This is a genomic window from Pseudomonas sp. DF11 (genome assembly GCF_058148565.1).
In genome coordinates this window covers 163,242-184,435 of the sequence record NZ_JBYVYN010000008.1, presented here as the reverse complement: position 1 = coordinate 184,435, position 21,194 = coordinate 163,242, and the positions used below count along the sequence as shown (strand labels likewise).

22 protein-coding genes are annotated in these 21,194 nt (G+C 60.8%); 2 read left to right on the top strand and 20 right to left on the bottom strand.

What is annotated here, in order from left to right; all coding sequences use genetic code 11:
* Positions 1-37: 37 nt before the first annotated feature.
* The 17 genes from AC30D9_RS22590 to AC30D9_RS22510 all read right to left on the bottom strand — a co-directional run bounded on the left by AC30D9_RS22590 (position 38) and on the right by AC30D9_RS22510 (position 13,744).
* Positions 38-598, bottom strand: a complete 561-nt coding sequence (locus tag AC30D9_RS22590; protein ID WP_307573925.1) for a DUF1285 domain-containing protein — start codon at positions 596-598, stop codon at positions 38-40.
* 13 nt (positions 599-611) lie between these two features.
* Complete coding sequence (locus AC30D9_RS22585) at positions 612-1,217, bottom strand: DUF4823 domain-containing protein (RefSeq protein WP_134925245.1); 606 nt, start codon at positions 1,215-1,217, stop codon at positions 612-614.
* 221 nt (positions 1,218-1,438) lie between these two features.
* Positions 1,439-2,407 carry a GTP 3',8-cyclase MoaA gene (locus AC30D9_RS22580; RefSeq protein ID WP_307573927.1) on the bottom strand — a complete coding sequence of 323 codons (969 nt, stop codon included), beginning with the start codon at positions 2,405-2,407 and terminating at the stop codon, positions 1,439-1,441.
* A 155-nt stretch (positions 2,408-2,562) separates the two neighbouring features.
* Positions 2,563-3,201, bottom strand: a complete 639-nt coding sequence (locus AC30D9_RS22575; protein WP_109754377.1) for a TetR/AcrR family transcriptional regulator — start codon at positions 3,199-3,201, stop codon at positions 2,563-2,565.
* A gap of 384 nt (positions 3,202-3,585) precedes the next feature.
* The gene (locus tag AC30D9_RS22570; protein WP_307573930.1) at positions 3,586-4,380 is read right to left on the bottom strand and encodes a TatD family hydrolase; all 795 of its coding nucleotides are present in this window, start codon (positions 4,378-4,380) and stop codon (positions 3,586-3,588) included.
* Between the two features lie 10 nt (positions 4,381-4,390).
* The gene (locus AC30D9_RS22565; protein WP_109754379.1) at positions 4,391-4,747 is read right to left on the bottom strand and encodes a PilZ domain-containing protein; all 357 of its coding nucleotides are present in this window, start codon (positions 4,745-4,747) and stop codon (positions 4,391-4,393) included.
* Between the two features lie 42 nt (positions 4,748-4,789).
* On the bottom strand, positions 4,790-5,779 hold the full coding sequence (locus AC30D9_RS22560) for a DNA polymerase III subunit delta' (protein ID WP_109754380.1): 990 nt from the start codon (positions 5,777-5,779) through the stop codon (positions 4,790-4,792).
* On the bottom strand, positions 5,772-6,404 hold the full coding sequence (tmk, locus tag AC30D9_RS22555) for a dTMP kinase (protein WP_307573933.1): 633 nt from the start codon (positions 6,402-6,404) through the stop codon (positions 5,772-5,774). The genes AC30D9_RS22560 and tmk overlap by 8 nt, the downstream gene beginning before the upstream one ends.
* A gap of 20 nt (positions 6,405-6,424) precedes the next feature.
* Entirely contained in the window at positions 6,425-7,585 is a 1,161-nt protein-coding gene (gene mltG, locus AC30D9_RS22550) for an endolytic transglycosylase MltG (protein ID WP_490144869.1), read from the bottom strand.
* 3 nt (positions 7,586-7,588) lie between these two features.
* Positions 7,589-8,404, bottom strand: a complete 816-nt coding sequence (gene pabC / locus AC30D9_RS22545) for an aminodeoxychorismate lyase (RefSeq protein ID WP_490144868.1) — start codon at positions 8,402-8,404, stop codon at positions 7,589-7,591.
* Complete coding sequence (fabF, locus tag AC30D9_RS22540) at positions 8,404-9,648, bottom strand: beta-ketoacyl-ACP synthase II (RefSeq protein ID WP_134925250.1); 1,245 nt, start codon at positions 9,646-9,648, stop codon at positions 8,404-8,406. Before fabF ends, pabC begins: the two co-directional genes overlap by 1 nt.
* 108 nt (positions 9,649-9,756) lie before the next feature.
* A complete protein-coding gene (gene acpP / locus AC30D9_RS22535) occupies positions 9,757-9,993 on the bottom strand; it encodes an acyl carrier protein (RefSeq protein ID WP_007987170.1) in 237 nt (78 codons plus the stop codon).
* A gap of 191 nt (positions 9,994-10,184) precedes the next feature.
* Positions 10,185-10,928, bottom strand: coding sequence for a 3-oxoacyl-ACP reductase FabG (gene fabG / locus AC30D9_RS22530; protein ID WP_025214858.1), 744 nt, complete (start codon positions 10,926-10,928; stop codon positions 10,185-10,187).
* Positions 10,929-10,943: 15 nt separating this feature from the next.
* A complete protein-coding gene (fabD, locus tag AC30D9_RS22525) occupies positions 10,944-11,882 on the bottom strand; it encodes an ACP S-malonyltransferase (RefSeq protein WP_307573940.1) in 939 nt (312 codons plus the stop codon).
* A 123-nt stretch (positions 11,883-12,005) separates the two neighbouring features.
* The gene (plsX, locus tag AC30D9_RS22520; RefSeq protein ID WP_134925252.1) at positions 12,006-13,016 is read right to left on the bottom strand and encodes a phosphate acyltransferase PlsX; all 1,011 of its coding nucleotides are present in this window, start codon (positions 13,014-13,016) and stop codon (positions 12,006-12,008) included.
* Between the two features lie 4 nt (positions 13,017-13,020).
* On the bottom strand, positions 13,021-13,203 hold the full coding sequence (gene rpmF / locus AC30D9_RS22515; protein WP_003179396.1) for a 50S ribosomal protein L32: 183 nt from the start codon (positions 13,201-13,203) through the stop codon (positions 13,021-13,023).
* Positions 13,204-13,216: 13 nt separating this feature from the next.
* Positions 13,217-13,744, bottom strand: coding sequence for a YceD family protein (locus AC30D9_RS22510; RefSeq protein WP_003204262.1), 528 nt, complete (start codon positions 13,742-13,744; stop codon positions 13,217-13,219).
* A 105-nt stretch (positions 13,745-13,849) separates the two neighbouring features.
* Between AC30D9_RS22510 and AC30D9_RS22505 the strand changes: the two genes are divergently transcribed.
* On the top strand, positions 13,850-14,428 hold the full coding sequence (locus tag AC30D9_RS22505; RefSeq protein WP_307573944.1) for a Maf family protein: 579 nt from the start codon (positions 13,850-13,852) through the stop codon (positions 14,426-14,428).
* Positions 14,429-14,610: 182 nt separating this feature from the next.
* Here the strand turns inward: AC30D9_RS22505 and AC30D9_RS22500 are convergent, their stop codons facing one another.
* From AC30D9_RS22500 to rluC, 3 genes are read right to left on the bottom strand one after another with little or no spacing between them, the layout of a single operon-like run.
* Positions 14,611-15,600: a S49 family peptidase gene (locus tag AC30D9_RS22500; protein ID WP_134925254.1), complete on the bottom strand. Its 990-nt coding sequence runs from the start codon at positions 15,598-15,600 to the stop codon at positions 14,611-14,613.
* A 20-nt stretch (positions 15,601-15,620) separates the two neighbouring features.
* The gene (locus AC30D9_RS22495) at positions 15,621-16,283 is read right to left on the bottom strand and encodes an HAD-IIIA family hydrolase (RefSeq protein WP_307573946.1); all 663 of its coding nucleotides are present in this window, start codon (positions 16,281-16,283) and stop codon (positions 15,621-15,623) included.
* On the bottom strand, positions 16,273-17,229 hold the full coding sequence (gene rluC, locus AC30D9_RS22490; protein ID WP_134925256.1) for a 23S rRNA pseudouridine(955/2504/2580) synthase RluC: 957 nt from the start codon (positions 17,227-17,229) through the stop codon (positions 16,273-16,275). The genes AC30D9_RS22495 and rluC overlap by 11 nt, the downstream gene beginning before the upstream one ends.
* 699 nt (positions 17,230-17,928) lie before the next feature.
* Between rluC and rne the strand changes: the two genes are divergently transcribed.
* Positions 17,929-21,123, top strand: a complete 3,195-nt coding sequence (gene rne / locus AC30D9_RS22485) for a ribonuclease E (protein ID WP_490144867.1) — start codon at positions 17,929-17,931, stop codon at positions 21,121-21,123.
* The last annotated feature ends 71 nt before the right edge of the window (positions 21,124-21,194 follow it).

The following is a 21,194-nucleotide window of genomic DNA, read 5'->3' as shown; positions in this document are numbered from 1 at the left end:
CTGGCGCCTTCGCGAGCAAGCCCGCTCCCACAAGGGATCAGGGTTCCAAGCCAATGGGGAAGAACACCCCACCACTCCACACCCCCAACCAACGCTGCCCATCGATATCGCGACTGACCGCCAGTTCCACCAGTTGGTAGAACACATTGCGATGAATCAGCGCTTCGAGGTTGCTGCGCACATGCACATAGGGCGCAGGCTCCTGGGTCTGGGGATCGATCATCACCCGCAGCGGATGCTCGGCACCGGCCTCGGTGGTTTCCTCGACATTGGTGGTGAAGCGCAACAACTGCCCTTCTCCCTGGCCTTCGACCTCAAGGGTCACGGCCACGAACGGTGCGTCATCGACCTTGATGCCGACTTTTTCCACAGGGGTAATCAGGAAGTAATCATCGCCATCGCGGCGGATGATGGTGGAGAACAGCTTGACCATCGGCTTTCGCCCAATGGGCGTGCCCAGGTAGTACCAGGTACCATCCCGGGCGATGCGCATGTCGATGTCGCCGCAGAAGTCGGGATTCCACAAGTGGACCGGCGGCAGGCCTTTGGTCTTGGGGATCTGCCCCAGCAAGTCATTGGCTTTTTGCGGTCCGCTCATGGTGACTCCTTGTTTACTCGTCGCTCATCCCCAGCAGGCTGCGGGCATATTCACGCAAAGGCGTGGCGATGAGGTCTTGTGGCTGCTTGTCGTGCAACGTCAGTAAACCGCCACGACTCTTGATACGTGCAGTATCAATCAAATACTGGGTGCTGGTCTCGATCAACATGATTTGAATCACACTGGTATCGACACCCAGGCGATCCACGGCTTCTTCATCCTGCCATTCGTCAGTGTTGCCAATGCGGTTGTCCGCCTTGGCGAAGCGGGTGTACAGCAGATAATGGGCACCGGCGGCGCGCGCCTCGCCCATGGCCTGGTCAAGACCCTCCGGAACACGGGCGCGGCGGACCATGGGGAAATATTCGATGAAACCGTTAAAGGCCTCTTCGGCCACAACGTTGGGACGCGGATAGGCGCCGCCTGGTGGCGCGAAAGCCCCCTGGGCGATGTAGATGAACGAGTCTGGCTGGATACGCAGGTTGTTTATACGACGGCTGTCACTGTGGTCCAGCAGGCCGGCGTCGCTCATGTGATAACGAACGCCCTCTCCCATGTCGCTGACATTCATGCAGCCACCAAGCGCCAAAATGGCCAGCAGCAAAACCAGGCTACGCATCCTACCCTCCAAAAACCGGTGTCGGAAAACCGGCGAATGGTCGTGGGATGCAGCTTTTGCGCCAGCTTGATGGGAACGGCTGTGGCGAGGGGACTTATCCCCGCTGGGTGCGAAGCGCCCCAAAGGATGGAAATATTTCGACCTGATTCCCCGAGGCGACAGTTCTTGGGGTTGCTGCGCAAACCCAGCGGGGATAAATCCCCTCGCCACAAAAGCCTTGTTCAGCCGCCGATGATTTTCATGATGGTCGCGCCACCGGAGAACGCCACTTCCTGCTTATCCCCCAACGCCTTGACCAGCAAGCGCTGCAGCGCCGGCAATGCCTGATGGCGAGGTTTATCCAAAAGGTCGCCGACGAAATGACGATTACTCGACGACAGGCAGCCATGCAGCCACCCCGTCGAGGACAGCCGCAACCGTGAGCAGGTACGGCAAAAAGGCACGCTTTCGTTGGCGATCACACCAAAGTGCCCCAGCCCCGGTATCTCATAACGCACCGCCGTGGCATCCACCGGTGCGTCAGCTTGCAGGTATTCGTACTGATCGCCGATCAGGCTGAGCAGTTGCTGGAGGCTGACGAACTGCTGCAGGAATGCGTTGGAGTCGCTGGCCAGGTGGCCCATGCGCATCAACTCGATGAAACGCAACTCATAGCCACGTTCCAGGCAGTATTCGAGCAACGGCATCACCTGATCCAGGTTCTGCCCGCGCAACGGCACCATGTTGACCTTGATCTTCATCCCGGTGGCCCGGGCCTGTTCCATGCCGTCGAGCACGGTCGCCAGGTCGCCGCCACGGGCGATACTGCGAAACGCAACGGGGTCCAGGGTGTCGAGGGAAACGTTGATCCGGCGAATGCCAGCGTCTACCAGCAAGGGCAGTTTTTTCGCCAGCAACTGACCGTTGGTGGTCAGGCTGATGTCTTCCAGGCCCATCTGCCCCACCGCCGTCATGAAACGTTCGAGCTTGGGACTGACCAGCGGCTCGCCGCCAGTGATGCGCAACCGCTCGATACCAGCGGCCTCGATCAAATAGGCCACGCCGCGCGCCATGGCTTCGGCTGACAGTTCATCCTGCGCAGCCACCAACCGCTTGCCATCAGGCACGCAGTAGGTACAGGCGTAATTGCAGGCAGAAGTCAGGCTGATCCGCAAATTGCGGAAACGCCTGCCTTGACGGTCAACGATCATGGATCACTCCGGCGAAAGAAGAATCGGACCTGTGAAACTTGACCTCTAAATCAAGATTTCGCAAGACCCAAGCCTGAGTATATTACTGGGGCACTGCGCCATGTAAGCGGACATGGCGCAATAAGACAGCTGAATGTCTTGGCCTGTGCGGCCAATCAGCTGCTCGGGACGTCGGTGTCGCGCTTGCGCTTGTTGCCCATGCGCACGCCAATGTCCATCAGGAACTGGAAGAAGCCTTCCTGGTCTTCCAGCACATTGCTCCAGAACGGTGAGTGATACAGCGCCACCGCGCCGTGCACCAACGCCCAGGCTGCGCAGTAATGGAAATACGGCGGCACGTCTTCGAGCTTGCCTTCGCTGATCCGGCCTTTGATCAGCTGGGTCAGGCGTTCGAAGTTCGAGGCGCGGATCTTGTGCAACTCCTCGACCATCTCCGGTACCTGGTTGCCCTTGACCACTTTTTCTTCCAGGCGGTCGAACAAGCGGTAGCGCTGCGGGTCACGCATGCGGAACTCGAAGTAGGCCCGCGACAGGGCTTCCTTGTCCTTGTCCACATCCGCCGAATGCAGCAACTCGTTCAAATCGCGCTCGTAATCGAGCATCAGGCGCAGGTAGATCTCCGCCTTGGATTTGAAATGTTTATAAATCGTGCCTTTGCCGATACCCACGGCATCCGCAATCATCTCGACGGTGACACTGTCTTCACCCTGGTCGAGGAACAACTTGAGCGCGGTGTCGAGAATTTCCTGCTCGCGGCGGCGAAACTCACGGACCTTACGGGGTTCTTTGTGCATAAGAAAAAGGTCTGAAGGGTCAAAATTCGAAGCCGGGTATTATGCCTAACTTACGCAAAAATGCACGGATCATCCGTTCTCGGCCACTGTTCTTCACAAAACCGTACACACCCGGCCCGCCGTTTCCCGCGCCAATGCACCGCGCCTGCGAGCTTTGACGACAGTGAGAACTTATCCGAAGCGAGCGTATTCCAAATTTGTTTAAAAACCACCCCGGCCCGACTGGACGCGTTGGCATACTGATCAATACTTCAACTGTCGGCGCGACATCTCCCCCAAGTGACGCGCTGATAAAGGTACCAACGGACCGCGTGCCTTTGTTTTACTCCTAATGGTCTTAACCCGGATTCACCCCCCAGAACCCGGGTTTTTTTTGCATGGAATTCAGGCTTGCACCGACCGGACGTGAGCCAGCGGAAACAATTTCTTAAAATTTTCTGTCGTCTGCTCGGCAAACCGCTCGTAGGCCTCGCCGCGCAACATCGCCAGGAACTCCGCCACTTCCCGTACGTATTGCGGAAGGTTCGGCTTGCCGCGATAGGGTATGGGCGCCAGGTAAGGCGAATCGGTTTCCACCAACAATCGGTCAGCCGGTACCTTGCTGGCGACGTCGCGCAGTGCATCGGCATTGCGGAACGTGACAATCCCGGACAAGGAAATGTAATAGCCCATGTCCAGGGCAGCCTTGGCCATGTCCCAGTCTTCAGTGAAGCAATGCAGCACACCGGCCTGGGGCAGCGCGGCGTCACGCAGCAAGGCCAGGGTGTCGGCCCGGGCACCACGGGTATGGATGATCACCGGCTTACCGGTCTGCCGGGCGGCCTCCAGGTGCAGCCGGAACGACGCTTGCTGCACGTCAGCGGCTTCCGGCTCGTAGTGATAGTCAAGCCCGGTTTCGCCAATGGCGACGACCCGTGGATGGTCGAGTTCACGCAACAGCCAATCGAGCGCCGGCGCGGCGTCGGGCTGGACATCCAGCGGATGGACACCGACCGAGCAATCGACATCGGCATAACGTTCGGCCAGTGCCTTGACGTCGGCGGCGTTGTCGGCGCTGACGCCGATGCACAGGAAGTGACCGACACCCCGTTGGCGGGCCGCGTCCAGCGCAGCATCCAGGGAACCGCCGTGGGCAGCGAGATCGAGACGGTCAAGGTGGCAATGGGAATCTACAAGCATAGGGGCTGGGCTACATCGTATGGGTGGGACGGTCGGACTTCAGGGAGCCGGCCAAGTGGGTTTCGATCTGATTGCGGGCCGAATTGTCGCCATCGTTGAACTGCACGCCAACACCAGCGGCCCGGTTGCCCTGGGCGCCTTTGGGCGTCATCCAGATCACCTTGCCGGCGACCGGGATCTTTTCCGCTTCATCCATCAGGCTCAAGAGCATGAACACTTCATCGCCCAAGCGATAATTCTTGTTGGTGGGAATGAACAGCCCACCGTTCTTGATAAAGGGCATATAGGCGGCGTAAAGCACCGACTTGTCCTTGATGGTCAAAGACAGGATGCCGTTGCGCGGCCCGGGACTGACAGGTTCGTTCATGCTGATCTCCGCTGCGATTGAGCTGAGTTTAGGCAGTACCTGTCAGTTTCGACCAGGCAAACTCGCCCACTGCACCAACAGCGCCTCGAGCAATAGCACCCGATTGAGGTTCGCCTTGCCTAGCACCTTCTGACGTTGGGCAAGAATCCAGTCTTGAATGTTCAAGATTTTATCCTGGCTGCTTTTTTGCGCCAGGTACTGGATGACCTTGCGCATGTCCGCCAACCCCAGGCCGGCTTCGTCCTCGGTCAGTTGGTAACGCAGGATCAGGCTGGACCAGTCGCAGAACCAGTCAAACAACAGGAGCAACGGGATGGCGTTCCAACCCTCGGCCAGTTGCGTGGGGGATTGCTGCTGCTTGAGCAGTTTCTTGACCCCATCCACCACCAGGGCCCGCTGTTCACGCACACCCTGGGCCTGAAGACTGACAGCCGCCAGGGGCGAGCCGGCCGCCAGGGTCAGCAGCTCGACACGCTCTTCGTCGCTGCTATCGGGCAAGGCCTGGGCCAGCCACTGCAAACTCATCGCCTCGCTCGGCAGCGGGCAGGCCTGCTGCACGCAACGACTCTTGATGGTCGGCAGCAAGCGGCTCGGCTGGTGACTGACCAGCAACAGCACGGTATCGCCGGAAGGTTCTTCGAGACTTTTGAGCAAGGCGTTGGCGGCGTTGATGTTCATCGACTCGACCGGCTCGATCAGTACCACCTTGCGCCCGCCCATCTGCGAGGTCTGGACCACGAAGCTGACCAGATCCCGGACCTGGTCGACCTTGATCGCCTTGTCTGCCTCTTCCGGTTCCAGCACGTAATTGTCGGGATGGCTGCCGGCCTTGAGCAGCAGGCACGACTTGCACTCGCCACAAGCGTCGTTCGAGACACCCGGGCGCAGGCAAAGCAGGCTGGCCATCAGGCGCTCGGCCAATGCCCGCTTGCCGATGCCGACCGGGCCGTGCAACAGATAGGCATGGGCGTGCTGGGCACGACCGGCCAGTTGTTGCCAGAGACCGTCTTGCCACGGATAGGCTTCAGCCACGGACACGCTCCAGCAAACGCGGCAGCAAGCCGTCCAGGGACTGTTGCACCTGGGCCAGCGGTTGCGCGGCATCGATCAACAGGTAACGCGCCGGATCGGCCTTGGCGCGACTCAGGAAGGCATTGCGCACGGCGTTGAAAAAAGCCTGGCCCTCAAGCTCGAAACGATCCAGCCGGCCACGGGCGCTGGCGCGGGCCAGGCCAATTTCCACCGGCAAGTCGAACACCAGGGTCAGGTCTGGCCGCAGGTCACCCTGGACGAAGGCTTCCAACGCGGCGATGCGCTCCACCGACAAACCGCGACCGCCGCCCTGGTAGGCATAGGTCGAATCGGTAAAACGATCGCAGAGCACCACGGCGCCACGGGCCAGCGCCGGGCGAATCACCTCGGCCAGATGCTGTGCCCTGGCCGCGAACACCAGCAACAGCTCGGTGTCGGGGTTCATGACTTCTTCAATGGGCGCCAGCAGCACCTCGCGAATTCGCTCGGCCAACGGTGTACCGCCCGGCTCGCGGGTCAACACCACCTCGATGCCGGCGGCCCGCAGGCGTTCGGCCAGGTATTCGCGATTGGTGCTCTTGCCGGCGCCTTCCGGGCCTTCCAGCGTTATAAACAAGCCAGTCACAGGCGATCCTTTATCAATATTCATTGCGAGCTCGGCGGCTCGCTGGCATCCGGTTCGGGGGCAGGTTGCTGGGGCGGTACCTGGGGCACGTCTTCAGGCGCCGTGTCGGGAGATGCCGCCGGGATCGGCGCCTGCTCGTCCGGGGTTGCCGGGGCCGGGCTGGAGCGGTAGTCGGCACGGCGCTTGAGCTGGAATTCGCGCACCGCGTTGTTGTGCGACTCCAGGTCATCGGAAAACACATGGCTGCCATCACCGCGCGCGACGAAGTAAAGGCTATTGCCCGACGTCGGGTTCAATGCCGCATGAATCGCCTCGCGTCCCACCATCGCAATCGGCGTTGGTGGCAGGCCCGGAACCAAGTAGGTGTTGTACGGATTTTCTTCCTTGAGATGGGCACGGGTGAGCTTGCCAGTGTAGCGCTCGCCCAGGCCGTAGATCACCGTGGGGTCGGTTTGCAGCAGCATACCCAGGCGCATGCGCCGTACAAAGACGCCGGCAATCTGCCCGCGTTCCTGGGGCACACCGGTTTCCTTCTCCACCAGGGACGCCATGATCAGCGCTTGATACGGCTGGGTGTAAGGCACATCGGCGGAACGCTGTGCCCATTCCTTGGCGAGCACGTCTTCCAGGCGGTCGTAGGCTTTTTTCAGCAAATCGACATCCGAGGTGCCACGCACGAAGCGATAGGTGTCCGGAAAGAACCGGCCTTCGGGAAATATCCCGGGGTGGCCGATACGCTCCATGACCTGGCTGTCGCTCAGGTCGGTGAGGGTCTGCTGGAGCTTTTCATCCTTGGCCAACGCTGCGCGCACCTGGCGGAAATTCCAGCCTTCCACCAGCGTCACGCTGTACTGCACCACTTCACCGCGCTTCCAGACACCGATCAGGCCTTCCATCGTCATGCCTGGCACCATCCGATATTCACCGGAGTGCAACGGCTGGTCAGCGAGATTGAAACGCCAATAGATCCGCAGCCAGAAGGCGTCCCTGATCAGGCCGTCGGCTTCGAGGCGCTTGAGGGTTCCGGTCGGGGTGGTTCCGTTGGGCACGTCCAGCAATTCTTCCTGGGTGATGTTCAGCGGCTGTTGCAGCGCCGAATGGATCTTCCAGGCCGAAGCCCCCAACAACAGCCCTGCCAGGACCAGCCCGGTCTCCAGCAGCAGCAAGAATTTACGTCTCACGAATCAAGCATCCAATAGCGCACGGGCAAGGGTCTGCAGTTTACGGGTGAGCGGGCCAACCGACCAGCGCGCCGAACCGCATCCACGTACCGGCCACACGCCATATACGCTGTTGCAGACGAAGACTTCGTCGGCCTGGTGCAACTGTTCGAGGCTGATGTCCGTGATTTGCGTGGCGATGCCTTGGGACTTGGCTTGAAACAATAATTCCGCGCGCATCACACCAGCCACGCCGCAACGGCTCAAGTCCGCCGTGAACAATACGCCATCGCGCACCAGGAACAGGTTGCTGAACACACCCTCGATCACCCGTGCGGACGTATCCAGCATCAAGCCTTCGGCATGTTCCGAGTCGGCCCATTCGGAACGGGCCAGCACTTGTTCAAGGCGATTGAGATGCTTGAGGCCGGCGAGCAAGGGCTGCTCGGACAAGCGCACGCTACAAGGAAACAGGCGAATGCCTTGTTCGGCATGGGCCGCGGGATAAGTGGCCGGCGGGCTCCCTTGCAGGATGCGCCGGGCCATGGCCGAGGGATCAGCGGCATAACCGCGCAGACTGTCGCCACGGGTCACGATCAGCTTCAGCACGCCGTCACCCAGGCCCCGGGCATAGGCAATCAGTTCAGCGCTCAACGCGTTCATGTCGACATTGAGCGCCAACCGCCGGCAACCTGCCTCCAGGCGTTGCAGGTGACGGTCCAGCAGCACGGGCCCGCCATCGTGCACGGCGATGGTCTCGAACAACCCATCGCCGTAAGCCAGGCCGCGATCTTTCAGCGACAGGAGGTCGGCCGGCTGACCGTCGACCCAGCTCTCCATCAACCGGCGAACCGGCGAAACACCAGCGAACCGTTGGTCCCGCCAAAGCCGAAGGAGTTGGACAGCACCACATCGATGTCCATGCTGCGGGCGGTGTGCGGCACGAAGTCCAGGTCGCAGCCTTCGTCCGGCTCATCGAGGTTGATGGTCGGCGGCGCGGTCTGGCTGTTGATCGCCAGGACGCTGAAGATCGCTTCCACCGCCCCTGCCGCACCCAGCAGGTGACCGGTCATGGACTTGGTCGAACTGACCGCCAGCTTGTACGCGTGCTCGCCGAACACGGTCTTGATCGCCTGGGCTTCGGCCAAGTCGCCGGCCGGGGTCGAAGTGCCGTGGGCGTTGATGTATTGCACCTGCTCGCCGTTGATTTTCGCGTCACGCAAGGCGTTGGCGATACAACGGGCGGCACCGGCGCCATCGGCCGGTGGCGAGGTCATGTGGTAGGCGTCGCCACTGGTACCAAAGCCGATCAGTTCGGCATAGATGGTCGCGCCACGTGCCTTGGCGTGTTCCAGCTCTTCGAGCACCAACGCACCGGCACCGTCGGACAGCACGAAACCATCGCGCCCCTTGTCCCACGGGCGGCTCGCCCGGGCCGGTTCGTCGTTGCGGGTGGACAACGCACGGGAGGCACCGAAGCCCCCCATACCCAAGCCACACGCCGCCATCTCGGCGCCACCGGCAATCATCACGTCGGCTTCGTCGTACATGATGTTGCGCGCGGCCATGCCGATACAGTGGGTACCGGTGGTGCACGCCGTGGAAATGGCGTAGTTGGGTCCCTGGGCACCCAGGTGGATGGACAGGAAACCGGAAATCATGTTGATGATCGAGCCCGGCACGAAAAACGGAGAAATCCGTCGCGGTCCCGAATCGTGCAGCGTGCGGCTGGTTTCTTCGATATTGGTCAAGCCGCCAATACCCGAGCCCATGGCCACGCCGATGCGTTCACGGTTGGCGTCGGTGACCTCCAGGCCAGCATTACGCACTGCCTGGAAACCGGCTGCCAGGCCGTATTGAATGAACAGGTCAAGTTTGCGGGCTTCCTTGACCGACAGGTATTCCTCGACATTGAAGCCCTTTACCGAGCCGCCAAAACGGGTGGAATAGGCAGAAAGGTCGGTGTGTTCGATCAGACCAATGCCACTGCGGCCAGCCAGAATGCCCTGCCAACTGCTCGGCACATCCGTGCCCAGTGGCGACAACATACCCATACCGGTGACTACGACGCGTCTACGCGACACAGCACTCTCCTTTTTCTAATGACGACTTTGCATCAGGCCTAAAGAAAAAACCGCACGCCGTGATGGCAGTGCGGTTTTTCCATGACAGCTAGCGACGACTAAAAACGATTACGCCTGGTGGGCAGTAACGTAGTCGATAGCAGCTTGTACAGTAGTGATCTTCTCAGCTTCTTCGTCAGGAATCTCGGTCTCGAATTCCTCTTCCAGAGCCATCACCAGCTCAACGGTGTCAAGGGAGTCGGCACCCAGGTCTTCAACGAAGGAAGCGGTGTTCACAACTTCTTCTTCTTTAACGCCCAGTTGCTCGGCAACGATTTTCTTGACGCGCTCTTCGATGGTGCTCATACCTTGTTTTCACTCCTAATGGACAAATTCAGGCAGCTGGCCGGTGGGTAAGTGTATAGAAGAACTTTTCGGTTTTTCAACCGAAAGCTTCACTCCTCAGACCCCGCGGCCCGCCGTCTATAAATTGATTGCAGCTTTATAACGGATTTTAGACAGCTCGTATGACATTTTTTTGAAGCAATCCGTCACATTTAACTCATGTACATCCCGCCGTTTACCGGGATTGTAGCCCCGGTCACGTATGCCGCACCGTCCGACGCAAGAAAAGCGACCACGGACGCGATTTCTTGAGCTTGCCCCAGACGACCCAGCGGAATCTGCGTCAACAAGGCTTCACGCTGTGCTTCTGGCAGTTCGCGGGTCATGTCGGTATCGATGAAACCCGGTGCGACCGAGTTTACCGTAATCGAGCGCGAACCCACTTCACGCGCCAACGCACGGCTGAAACCTTCCAGACCGGCCTTCGCCGCAGCATAGTTTACTTGGCCTGCGTTGCCCATGGCACCCACAACCGAGCCAATACTGATAATTCGTCCCCAGCGCGCCTTGGTCATGCCACGCAAAACGCCCTTGGACAGCCGGTACAGACTGTTCAGGTTGGTATCGATCACATCGAACCATTCGTCATCTTTCATGCGCATCATCAGGTTATCGCGGGTGATACCGGCATTATTGACCAGGATCGCCGGCGCCCCGAACTGCTCCTGAATGCTTGCCAGCACCGCCGCAACGGATTCGTCGCTGGTGACATTCAGCTCAAGACCGGTGCCTTGGATGTCATTTTCCTTCAGGGTCGCAGCGATACGCTCGGCGCCCGAAGCGGAAGTCGCGGTACCAACAACGATGGCGCCTTGACGACCCAGTTCCAGGGCAATGGCCTGGCCGATGCCACGGCTTGCACCGGTCACCAGTGCAACTTTACCTTGCAGACTCATGCAAGCTTCTCCTGTTCAGGCCTGCGCTGCACGAGCGGCAGCGAAGGCGTCTGGGGTGTTGAGATTGGAAGTCGACACGCCTTCGGCGCAGCGTTTGTTCAGGCCTGCCAGCACTTTACCAGGACCGCATTCGACCAGTTCGGTCGCGCCCTTGGCCGCCAGGGTCTGTACCGATTCGACCCAGCGAACCGGCTTGTAGAGTTGCTCCAGCAGATCACGCTTGAGGGTCTCGAGATCCGCCGCCACGTTGGCGCTGACGTTCTGCACCACGGGAATCTGCGGGGCCTGCCAGTCGATGGCGGCAATGGATTCGGCAAAGCGCTCGGCAGCCGGACGCATCAGCTCGCAGTGCGACGGCACGCTGACCGGCAGTGGCATGGCGCGCTTGGCACCACGTGCCTTGCAACCTTCGATGGCGCGCTCGACAGCCGCCTTGGCACCGGCTATCACCACCTGGCCCGGGGAGTTGAAGTTCACCGCACTGACCACATCGCCTTGCGCCGCTTCGGCACAGGCGGCCAGCACATCGGCGTCTTCCAGGCCGAGGATCGCGGCCATGCCGCCCTGCCCGGCCGGAACAGCTTCCTGCATCAACTGGCCACGACGCTCCACCAGTTTCACCGCCTCGCCCAGGCTCAGGCTGCCAGCGGCGACGAGGGCGCTGTATTCGCCCAGGCTGTGACCGGCGACGAACGCCGGGCGCGCACCACCCTCAGCCAGCCACAGGCGCCACAGAGCGATCGAGGCAGTCAGGATGGCCGGCTGGGTTTTGTCGGTTTGATTGAGGCGCTCTTCCGGCCCTTGCTGGGTCAGTGCCCAGAGGTCATAGCCGAGCGCATCGGAAGCTTCTTTGAATGTTTCGAGGATCAACGGGTATTGCGCGCCCAGCTCGGCCAGCATGCCGAGGGACTGCGAGCCCTGTCCTGGAAAGACGAATGCGAGGGAAGCAGACATGAAAACAAAGCCCCTAATGATCTTGTCGTCAAAAATTGACGCCCCTGGGGGCGCTAGGAAACTGAGAGTTGGATGGCGGCTCAAACCGACCGGTCACATTTAAGCATTGTCGGACGAAAACGCCTAAGTTAACAAATCCTCGAGGCGACCATGCAGGCGCTCCGGCAGGTTCTCCTGGATTTCGATCACCGCTCGGTTGATCGCACTCTGGAAACCCTGCACGCCCGCCGAACCGTGGCTCTTGATCACGATACCCTGCAACCCGAGGAAACTCGCACCGTTGTGCCGCGCCGGCGCCAGGTCCGCCTGCAACCGACGCATCAACGGCAGCGCCAGGGCGCCGACTGCCCGCGAGACCAGACTTTGCTTGAACAAGGTCTCGATACGCTGGCCAATCATGGTGGCCAGCCCCTCGCTGGACTTGAGCAGGATATTGCCAACGAAGCCATCGCATACCACCACATCGGCCTCGCCACGGTACAAGCCATCGCCTTCGACGAAGCCGATGTAGTTGATTCCCCGCGCGCCCTGCAATAGCGTGGCCGCCAGCTTGACTTGCTGGTTGCCCTTGATGTCTTCGGTGCCGATGTTCAGCAATGCCACACGAGGACGCACGACGCCCAGGGTTTCAGCCGCTACCGAGCCCATCACCGCAAATTGCAGCAAATGTTCGGCACTGCAATCGACGTTGGCCCCCAGGTCGAGCAACTGGCAGATCCCACGCTGGGTCGGGATCGCCGCCACCATCGCAGGCCGATCGATACCCGGCAAGGTCTTGAGGACGTAGCGCGACAGCGCCATCAGCGCACCGGTATTGCCGGCACTGACACATGCCTGGACCTTGCCATCGCGCAGAAGCTCAAGCGCTACCCGCATAGAGGCGTCAGGCTTGCCGCGCAGGGCCTGGGCCGGTTTTTCGTCCATGGTGATGATTTCGGACGCCGGGACAATGGTCAGGCGCGCGCGATCCACAGCCGATTGGCCGCTGAGCATTTCTTCTAGAAGGGAGGATTGACCGACGAGGGTCAGGTGCAACGAGGGTGTAGCATTCAGGCAAGCAAGGCTGGCCTGAACAATGCTGCGGGGACCGAAGTCCCCGCCCATTGCGTCAATCGCGATGACTTGAGCGGACAAGTGATTACTCGTCGGCGCCCTTGTCGATCACTTTACGGCCACGGTATACGCCTTCTGGCGATACGTGGTGACGCAGGTGAACTTCACCAGTGGTTTTTTCTACAGACAGGGTGCTAGCCTCGAGAGCGTCGTGCGAACGGCGCATGTCACGGGCAGAGCGGGATTTTTTGTTCTGCTGAACAGCCATAATTGATTAACTCCTAAACGTTTGGGTCACGCTTTAACTGCGCCAATACACTGAACGGGTTGGACCGCGTTACCTCGTCCTCGCTCGGTTCGGGCTCATCTGCTCCCGCCGGCTGCTGGCATTCTTCCGGATGATGAGCAGGCACAATGGGCAAGGCGAGCAGAAGCTCCTCCTCGATCAGTGACTGCAGATCCAATGGATCTTCGCCCAGTTCCAGCACGTCATAACCTTTCGGCAACGACTGGGTATTCGCACCCTCCTTCACCACGGCGTAACTGCATTCGCTGTGGATCGGCAGGGTGACCAGCTCAAGACAACGCTGGCAAACCATTTTGACTTCAGTGTCGATAAAGCTGTGGATAACCACAGATTTACGTTCATCTCGTTCAAAAACGAATTTGGCCTGGACCGTACCGACATCGTCGGAAAGCGGGTCGCAGAGTCTCTTCAAATCGGCCAGCAGCAGTTCACCTTGAAGGGTGGTGCCACGGTCAGCCAATTTGCGCGGGTCAACGTGAGGTGGAATCGGGTCATTCAACATAGGCGCAGCATTATAGGGATGCCCCCGGCCATGTCAAAGGAAATTCAGCCCTGTCCGTCACTTGCGCACCTCGCTAGAATTCGCCCCTGCCTCTTGGAGCTGCCCATGTTGCCTTTATTACTTGCCTCAAGCTCGGTCTATCGCCGGGAATTGCTTGCCCGCCTGGGACTGCCGTTCGTCTGCAGCTCACCCGACATCGACGAAAGCCATCGCCCCGGCGAGAGCGCCCCCGAACTGGTCAAGCGTCTGGCCCGGGAAAAAGCCCTGGCACTGGCTGGCAGCCATCCGGCGCACCTGATCATCGGCTCAGACCAGGTCGCCGTGCTCGGCGAACGCATCCTGGGCAAGCCTCATACCTTCGAGAATGCTCGCGAACAACTGCTGGCCGCCAGCGGTGCCAAGGTCACGTTCCTGACCGGCCTGGCACTGCTCAACAGCCAGACCGGCACCTGCCAGGTCGATTGTGTCCCGTTTACCGTGAACATGCGCTTGCTGGACACGGCGCGCGTCGAACGCTACCTGCGGGCCGAGCAACCCTACGACTGCGCCGGCAGTTTCAAGGCCGAGGGGCTGGGCGTGAGCCTGTTCCAGAGCACCGAAGGGCCGGACGCCACCAGCCTGATCGGCCTGCCGCTGATTCGTCTTGTGGATATGTTGCTGGTCGAGGGCGTGCAGATCCCCTGAAAACCCACACCCAGGCGCAACTGGACCAGGCACCAACTTATGGCGAGGGGTTTTATCCCCGCTGGGGCGCGGAGCGACCCTGAAGACTGACACCTCGGTGTATCAGGCCGATTGAGGGGGCTGCTTTGCAGCCCAGCGGGGATAAATCCCCTCGCCACAGAGAGACCATGCGCGGCACCGAGCTAGCGCAGTGCGGGCCCCTGGAAGCCCATCCACATCGCCAGATGCTCGGCAATGCTCGCCCCCAGTTTTTTCGAGAAGCGGTCGAACGGCGATTCTTCGATGGTGAAGTCCACCAGATCCTTCTGGCCGATCACGTCCCGCGCCACCGAACTGGCACTGCCCAAGCCATCGATCAGGCCCAGCGGCAATGCCTGCTCCCCCGACCAGACCAGCCCGGAGAACAGCTCCGGATGTTCCTTATCCTTCAAGCGCTCGCCCCGGCCTTTCTTGACGCTGGCAATGAATTGCTTGTGGGTCGTGTCGAGCACACCTTGCCAAAAAGCGGTTTCTTCGGGCTTTTGCGGCTGGAACGGATCAAGGAAGGATTTATGCTCGCCGGAGGTATACACCCGACGCTCCACACCCAGTTTCTCCATGGTCCCGACAAAACCATAGCCGGCCGCCGTCACGCCAATGGAGCCCACCAGGCTGGCCTTGTCGGCATAGATCTGGTCCGCCGCACTGGCAATGTAATAGGCACCGGAAGCACCGAGATCGGAAATCACCGCATACACCTTGATATCCGGGTGCAATGCACGCAACCGAACGATCTCGTCATAGACGTACCCCGACTGCACCGGACTGCCACCCGGACTGTTGATGCGCAGCACCACGCCCTTGACCTTAGGATCCTCGAAGGCGGCCCGCAGGCTGCCGACAATGTTGTCGGCGCTGGCAGGCTCCTTGTCGGCGATCATGCCCTCGATATTGATCAAGGCGGTGTACGCAGAGCCAGCGACGGCGCTTTTTTCCATGTCCATCAGCGGCGTGAACAACGCCAGCGCAAGAAAGAGGTAAATAAAGGTCAGCGACTTGAAGAAGATCCCCCAACGACGGGCGCGACGCTGTTCCTGCACGCCAGCGAGCAAGGTTTTCTCCAGCAGCTTCCAGCTTTTGTCATCACCATTCTCGGCGCTCGCCTTGACGGGTGCTTTCCATTCATCGGTCATGGGTGAATCCCCAGCAAAACTTAAAGGGCCCGCCGGCTCAGCCAGGCGTGCAACTCAGAAAAATGATCAATGGCCAGTCGCGGCTCGAATACCCGTAGCGCCTCGATGGTCTGAGCCCCGTAGCTGACCGCCACCGAGTCCATGCCGGCATTGCGCGCCATCTGCAGGTCGAACGACGAATCCCCCACCATCAACGCCTGCTCCGGCCGCATGTTGCAATGCGCCAGGATCTGCTCGAGCATCAACGGATGCGGCTTGCTGGCGGTTTCATCCGCGGCCCGGGTGATATCGAAATATTCCTCCCAGCCATGGGACTTCAATACCCGATCCAAGCCCCGACGAGCTTTCCCGGTCGCAACCGCCAGACGGTAACCCTCGGCCCGCAAGGCCTGGAGCGTTTCCACCACACCATCGAACAATGGTGAAGGCTCGGCTTCCAGGGCAATGTAGCGATCGGCGTAATGCTGGCGAAAAACCAGCAGTTCATCGTCGTCAATGGCCGGATACAGGCTGCGAATGGCTTCCGGCAATCCGAGACCAATGATGCCTTTGACCGCGAAGTCATCGCACCGGGCAAACCCCATGCGATCCGATGCGACATGCATCGCCTCCACGATCCGACCAATGGAGTTCGCCAGAGTGCCGTCCCAATCGAAGATCAGCAGTTTGTAGTCAGGATGCACTCAACCGCTCCACGGTCTTGGCCCACATGTCATCCACCGGAGCCTGCAATTTCAGCTCGCCGCCATCGGGCAGCGGCACGGTCAGCATGTAGGCATGGAGGAACAGCCGCTTGCCGCCCAGATCGCGGATTTCCTTGGTGAAATCGTCATCGCCATACTTGCTGTCACCGGCAATGCAATGCCCGGCGTGCAAAGTATGGACACGAATCTGGTGGGTACGTCCGGTCACCGGCTTGGCCTCGACCAGGGTGGCGAAGTCGTCGAAGCGACGCAGCACCTTGAACACTGTCAGCGCCTCCTTGCCCTCCTCGTTGACTTCGACCATGCGCTCGCCGGAACGCAGGTTGCTCTTGAGCAACGGCGCCCGGACTTGCTTGACGGCGGTTTCCCAGCGGCCACGCACCAGCGCCATGTAACGCTTGTCGACGCCGTCGCCGCGCAATTGCTCGTGCAGGTGACGCAACATGCTGCGCTTCTTGGCGATCATCAGCAGGCCGGAGGTGTCGCGGTCGAGGCGATGGACCAGCTCCAGCTCCTTGGCGTCCGGACGCAACTGACGAAAGGCTTCGATCACACCGAAGTTCAGGCCGCTGCCGCCGTGAACCGCAATGCCTGCGGGCTTGTTGATCACGATCAGGGCCTTGTCTTCATAGACAATCGACGCCTCGAGGCGCTGCAGCAACCCTTGGGCAAGGGGCACCGGCTCATCGCGTTCGGGCACGCGAACCGGTGGCACGCGCACGACGTCACCAGCCTGCAGCTTGTATTCGGGCTTGATCCGACCTTTGTTCACCCGCACTTCGCCTTTGCGCAAAATGCGATAGATCAAGGTCTTGGGCACGCCTTTGAGCCGGGCCAGCAGGAAGTTATCGATTCGTTGGCCGGCATATTCCGGCGAGACCTCGAGCAGTTGAACGCCAGGGGTCGAAGGGGCAGTAGTTGTCATGGCGGCGATCATAACAATTTTTTATGGAATTGAAGCACTTAATCATTGCTGCTATAGTCGCGAACGCCGCCAAAAGTGGCTGGACAGCGGACTAACGGTCAAAAACCGGCCCTGACCAACGCAATTCACGAGGACGAGAGGCCGTCCTACGGGGCTTTCGCTACGTAACGGTAGAGTTTGCAGGTGTAACGAGCGCAGGTGACATGAGGCCTGAAATACGCCGCAAAGCAGGGTTTTGACTCGCCTTGCGCGCCACATTCACGGCCAGTTCACAAAGTGCAGTCAGCTGCGAACGACCCCGAGCGAGAGCTTCGGAAACAACGCCTAAATTAGCCATGATGCGTGACCTCCCCTTCCGGAGCTCACGGTAAATGCCAACCCGCTGCGGATTCTGCGCGCGGCAGCACCCGAATTATCAGGGATACGTGTAGGGTGGAGATGTACAACCGTCGGTCTGTGTAGCACTAGGCTTATATTTAGACGCTTCATCTCGTCCACAGACGCCGGTTGATTCCTCCTCCTGACTGAGTGCTTGAGTACCAGCAAGCAGGACGCGTCCGTCGCGACTTCGCCATCATTGGGTCGAACTCGCTGGACACTGGATTGGCCCTGCCATATCCAGGACGCACCTGACACCGACCGTGAGAAGTCGTGTGTGCCGAACGCCGTTTCCGGCAGCCCGGAAACCGACGGTACTACATGAAAAGAATGCTGATTAACGCGACTCAACCCGAAGAGTTGCGTGTTGCACTGGTAGACGGCCAGCGCCTCTACGACCTGGATATCGAATCCGGTGCACGCGAGCAGAAGAAGGCCAACATCTATAAAGGCCGGATTACTCGCATCGAACCAAGCCTTGAGGCTGCCTTTGTCGATTTCGGCTCCGAGCGCCACGGCTTCCTGCCCCTCAAAGAAATCTCCCGCGAATACTTCAAGAAAGCCCCTGAAGGCCGCGTCAATATCAAGGACGTCCTGAGCGAAGGCCAGGAAGTCATCGTCCAGGTCGAAAAAGAAGAACGTGGCAACAAGGGCGCCGCCCTGACCACCTTCATCAGCCTGGCCGGTCGTTACCTGGTCCTGATGCCGAACAACCCGCGTGCCGGCGGCATCTCCCGCCGCATCGAAGGCGAAGAGCGCAACGAACTGCGTGAAGCCCTCAATGGCCTGGTCACCCCGGCTGACATGGGCCTGATCGTTCGCACCGCCGGCCTTGGCCGCAGCAGCGAAGAAATGCAGTGGGACCTCGACTACCTGCTGCAACTGTGGACTGCCATCAAAGAAGCCTCGCTGGATCGCTCCGCGCCGTTCCTGATCTACCAGGAAAGCAACGTGATCATCCGCGCCATCCGCGATTACCTGCGCCAGGACATCGGCGAAGTGCTGATCGACAGCGTCGAAGCCCAGGACGAAGCCCTGACCTTCATTCGCCAGGTGATGCCGCAGTACGCCAGCAAGATCAAGCTGTACGAAGACAGCGTTCCGCTGTTCAACCGTTTCCAGATCGAAAGCCAGATCGAGACCGCTTTCCAGCGCGTCGTCGAACTGCCGTCCGGCGGCTCCATCGTCATCGATCCGACCGAAGCACTGGTGTCCATCGACATCAACTCGGCGCGCGCCACCAAAGGCAGCGACATCGAAGAAACCGCCCTGCAGACCAACCTTGAAGCCGCCGAGGAAATCGCCCGTCAGTTGCGCCTGCGCGACATCGGCGGCCTGATCGTCATCGACTTCATCGACATGACCCCGGCCAAGAACCAGCGCGCCGTGGAAGAAAAGGTCCGTGAATGCCTGGAAGCCGACCGCGCCCGGGTACAGGTCGGTCGCATCTCGCGCTTCGGCCTGCTGGAAATGTCCCGTCAGCGCCTGCGTCCGTCCCTGGGCGAAAGCAGCGGCATCGTCTGCCCTCGCTGCAACGGCACCGGCATCATTCGTGACGTCGAGTCGCTGTCCCTGGCGATCCTGCGCCTGATCGAAGAAGAAGCCCTGAAAGACCGCACCGCCGAAGTTCGCGCCCAGGTGCCGATCCCGGTGGCCGCGTTCCTGCTCAACGAAAAACGCAATTCGATCACCAAGATCGAACTGCGCACCCGGGCCCGCATCGTCATCCTGCCGAACGATCACCTCGAGACGCCGCACTTCGAAGTGCAGCGCCTGCGCGATGACAGCCCGGAAGCCCACACCAACCAGTCCAGCTACGAAATCGCTGCGGCTGCTGCCGAAGTGGAAGAAGTCCAGCCGGCTGCCGCCACGCGCACCCTGGTTCGCCAGGAAGCAGCGGTCAAGACCGCTCCGGCCCGTGCCAACGCTCCGGTTCCGACCGAAATGGCCGCTCCGGTTGCCGCCCCGGCCGCCGCACCAGAACCGAGCCTGTTCAAGGGCCTGGTGAAGTCGCTGGTCAGCCTGTTCGCCACCAAGGAAGAGCCTGCCGCGCCAGCCGTTGTCGCCAAGCCTGCCGCCACCGAGCGTCCTGCCCGCAACGAAGAACGCCGCAACGGTCGCCAGCAGACCCGCAACCGCAACGGTCGTCGCGACGAAGAACGCAAGCCTCGCGAAGAACGTGCACCGCGTGAAGAGCGCGCACCACGTGAGCCGCGTGAAGAACGCCAGCCGCGCGAAGCCCGTGAGGAAGCGCCAGCCGTAGCCCGCGAAGAGCGCGCACCACGTCCGCCGCGTGAAGAACGCCAACCACGTGCACCGCGTGAAGAGCGCAAGCCTCGTGGCGAGCGTGAAGAACGTGTTCGCGAACTGCGCGAGCCACTGGATGCCGCTCCGGCCGCGGCTGCCGCCACTGCTGAAGAGCGTCCGGCCCGCCAGCCGCGTGAAGAACGTGCACCGCGTCCTCCACGTGAAGAACGTCAGCCACGTGCCGAGCAGGCAGCCGCCGCTGCCAGCGAAGAAGAAGTGCTGAACACCGAAGAGCAGTTGCAGGAAGATGGCCAGGACACCGCCGAAGGCGATCGTCCACGCCGCCGCTCCCGTGGCCAGCGTCGTCGCAGCAACCGTCGTGAACGTCAGCGCGACGCCAACGGCAACGTGATCGAAGGCTCGGAAGAGTCCGAGTCCACCGAGAACGCCGAAGCGCCAAGCACTGCGGACCTGGCCGCTGGCCTGGCCGTGACTGCGGCCGTTGCCAGCAGCGCGATCAGCGCTCCGGCCGAAGCCCAGGCTCACGAACAAGCCGAACGCGCCACCGCCACGGTGGAAAGCGCGCCGGTTGCCGAAGCCCCCGTAGTCGAAGCCACTACCCCGGTAGAAACCACTGCTTCGCCAGAAGTGGAAGTCGCCCCGGCCCGTGAAGCCCAGGCACCTGAAACTGAAGTGGTCGCCGAGCCTGCACCGGTCGTCGAGCAACCCGTGGCAACCGCTGAGCCAGCCTTCGAAGCACCGGCCGAGGAAAAGGCACCAGAGCCTGCCCGCGAGGAGCAGACTGCGTTCAACTGGACCGCCGAGCCAGCCGCACCGGCACCGGTTGTCGAGCCTGAGCCGACACCAGAGCCAGTGAAAGCGGTCGAACCAGAAGTGGTCGAGCCGGCTCCAGTGGTCGAAGCCCCCGTGGTGGTTGAAGCACCTGCACCGGTTGAAGCGCCTGCACCTGTCAGCGCCCTGACCCCGAACGGCCGTGCGCCGAACGATCCGCGCGAAGTGCGCCGTCGCAAGCGTGAAGCCGAGCGCCTGCAGAAGGAAGCCGAACAAGCTGCCGCTGCCGCCGCTCAAGCGCCTGCTGCCGAGCCAGCTCCAGTGGTGGAAGCAGTCGAGGCAGCCCCTGCCCCGGTCGCGGAAACCCCGGCTGAATCAGCTCCGGAAATCGACGCACCTCAGCACACTGCTGAAGAAATCGCGCCGCGTCACACTGAAGCCCTGGAAAAAGAGCACGAGCCTAAACCTCACGCCTGATTCCACCGCCCAGTAAAAAGCCCCGCCTGGTCATGCCAGGCGGGGCTTTTTTATGCCTGCAGACTTATCCA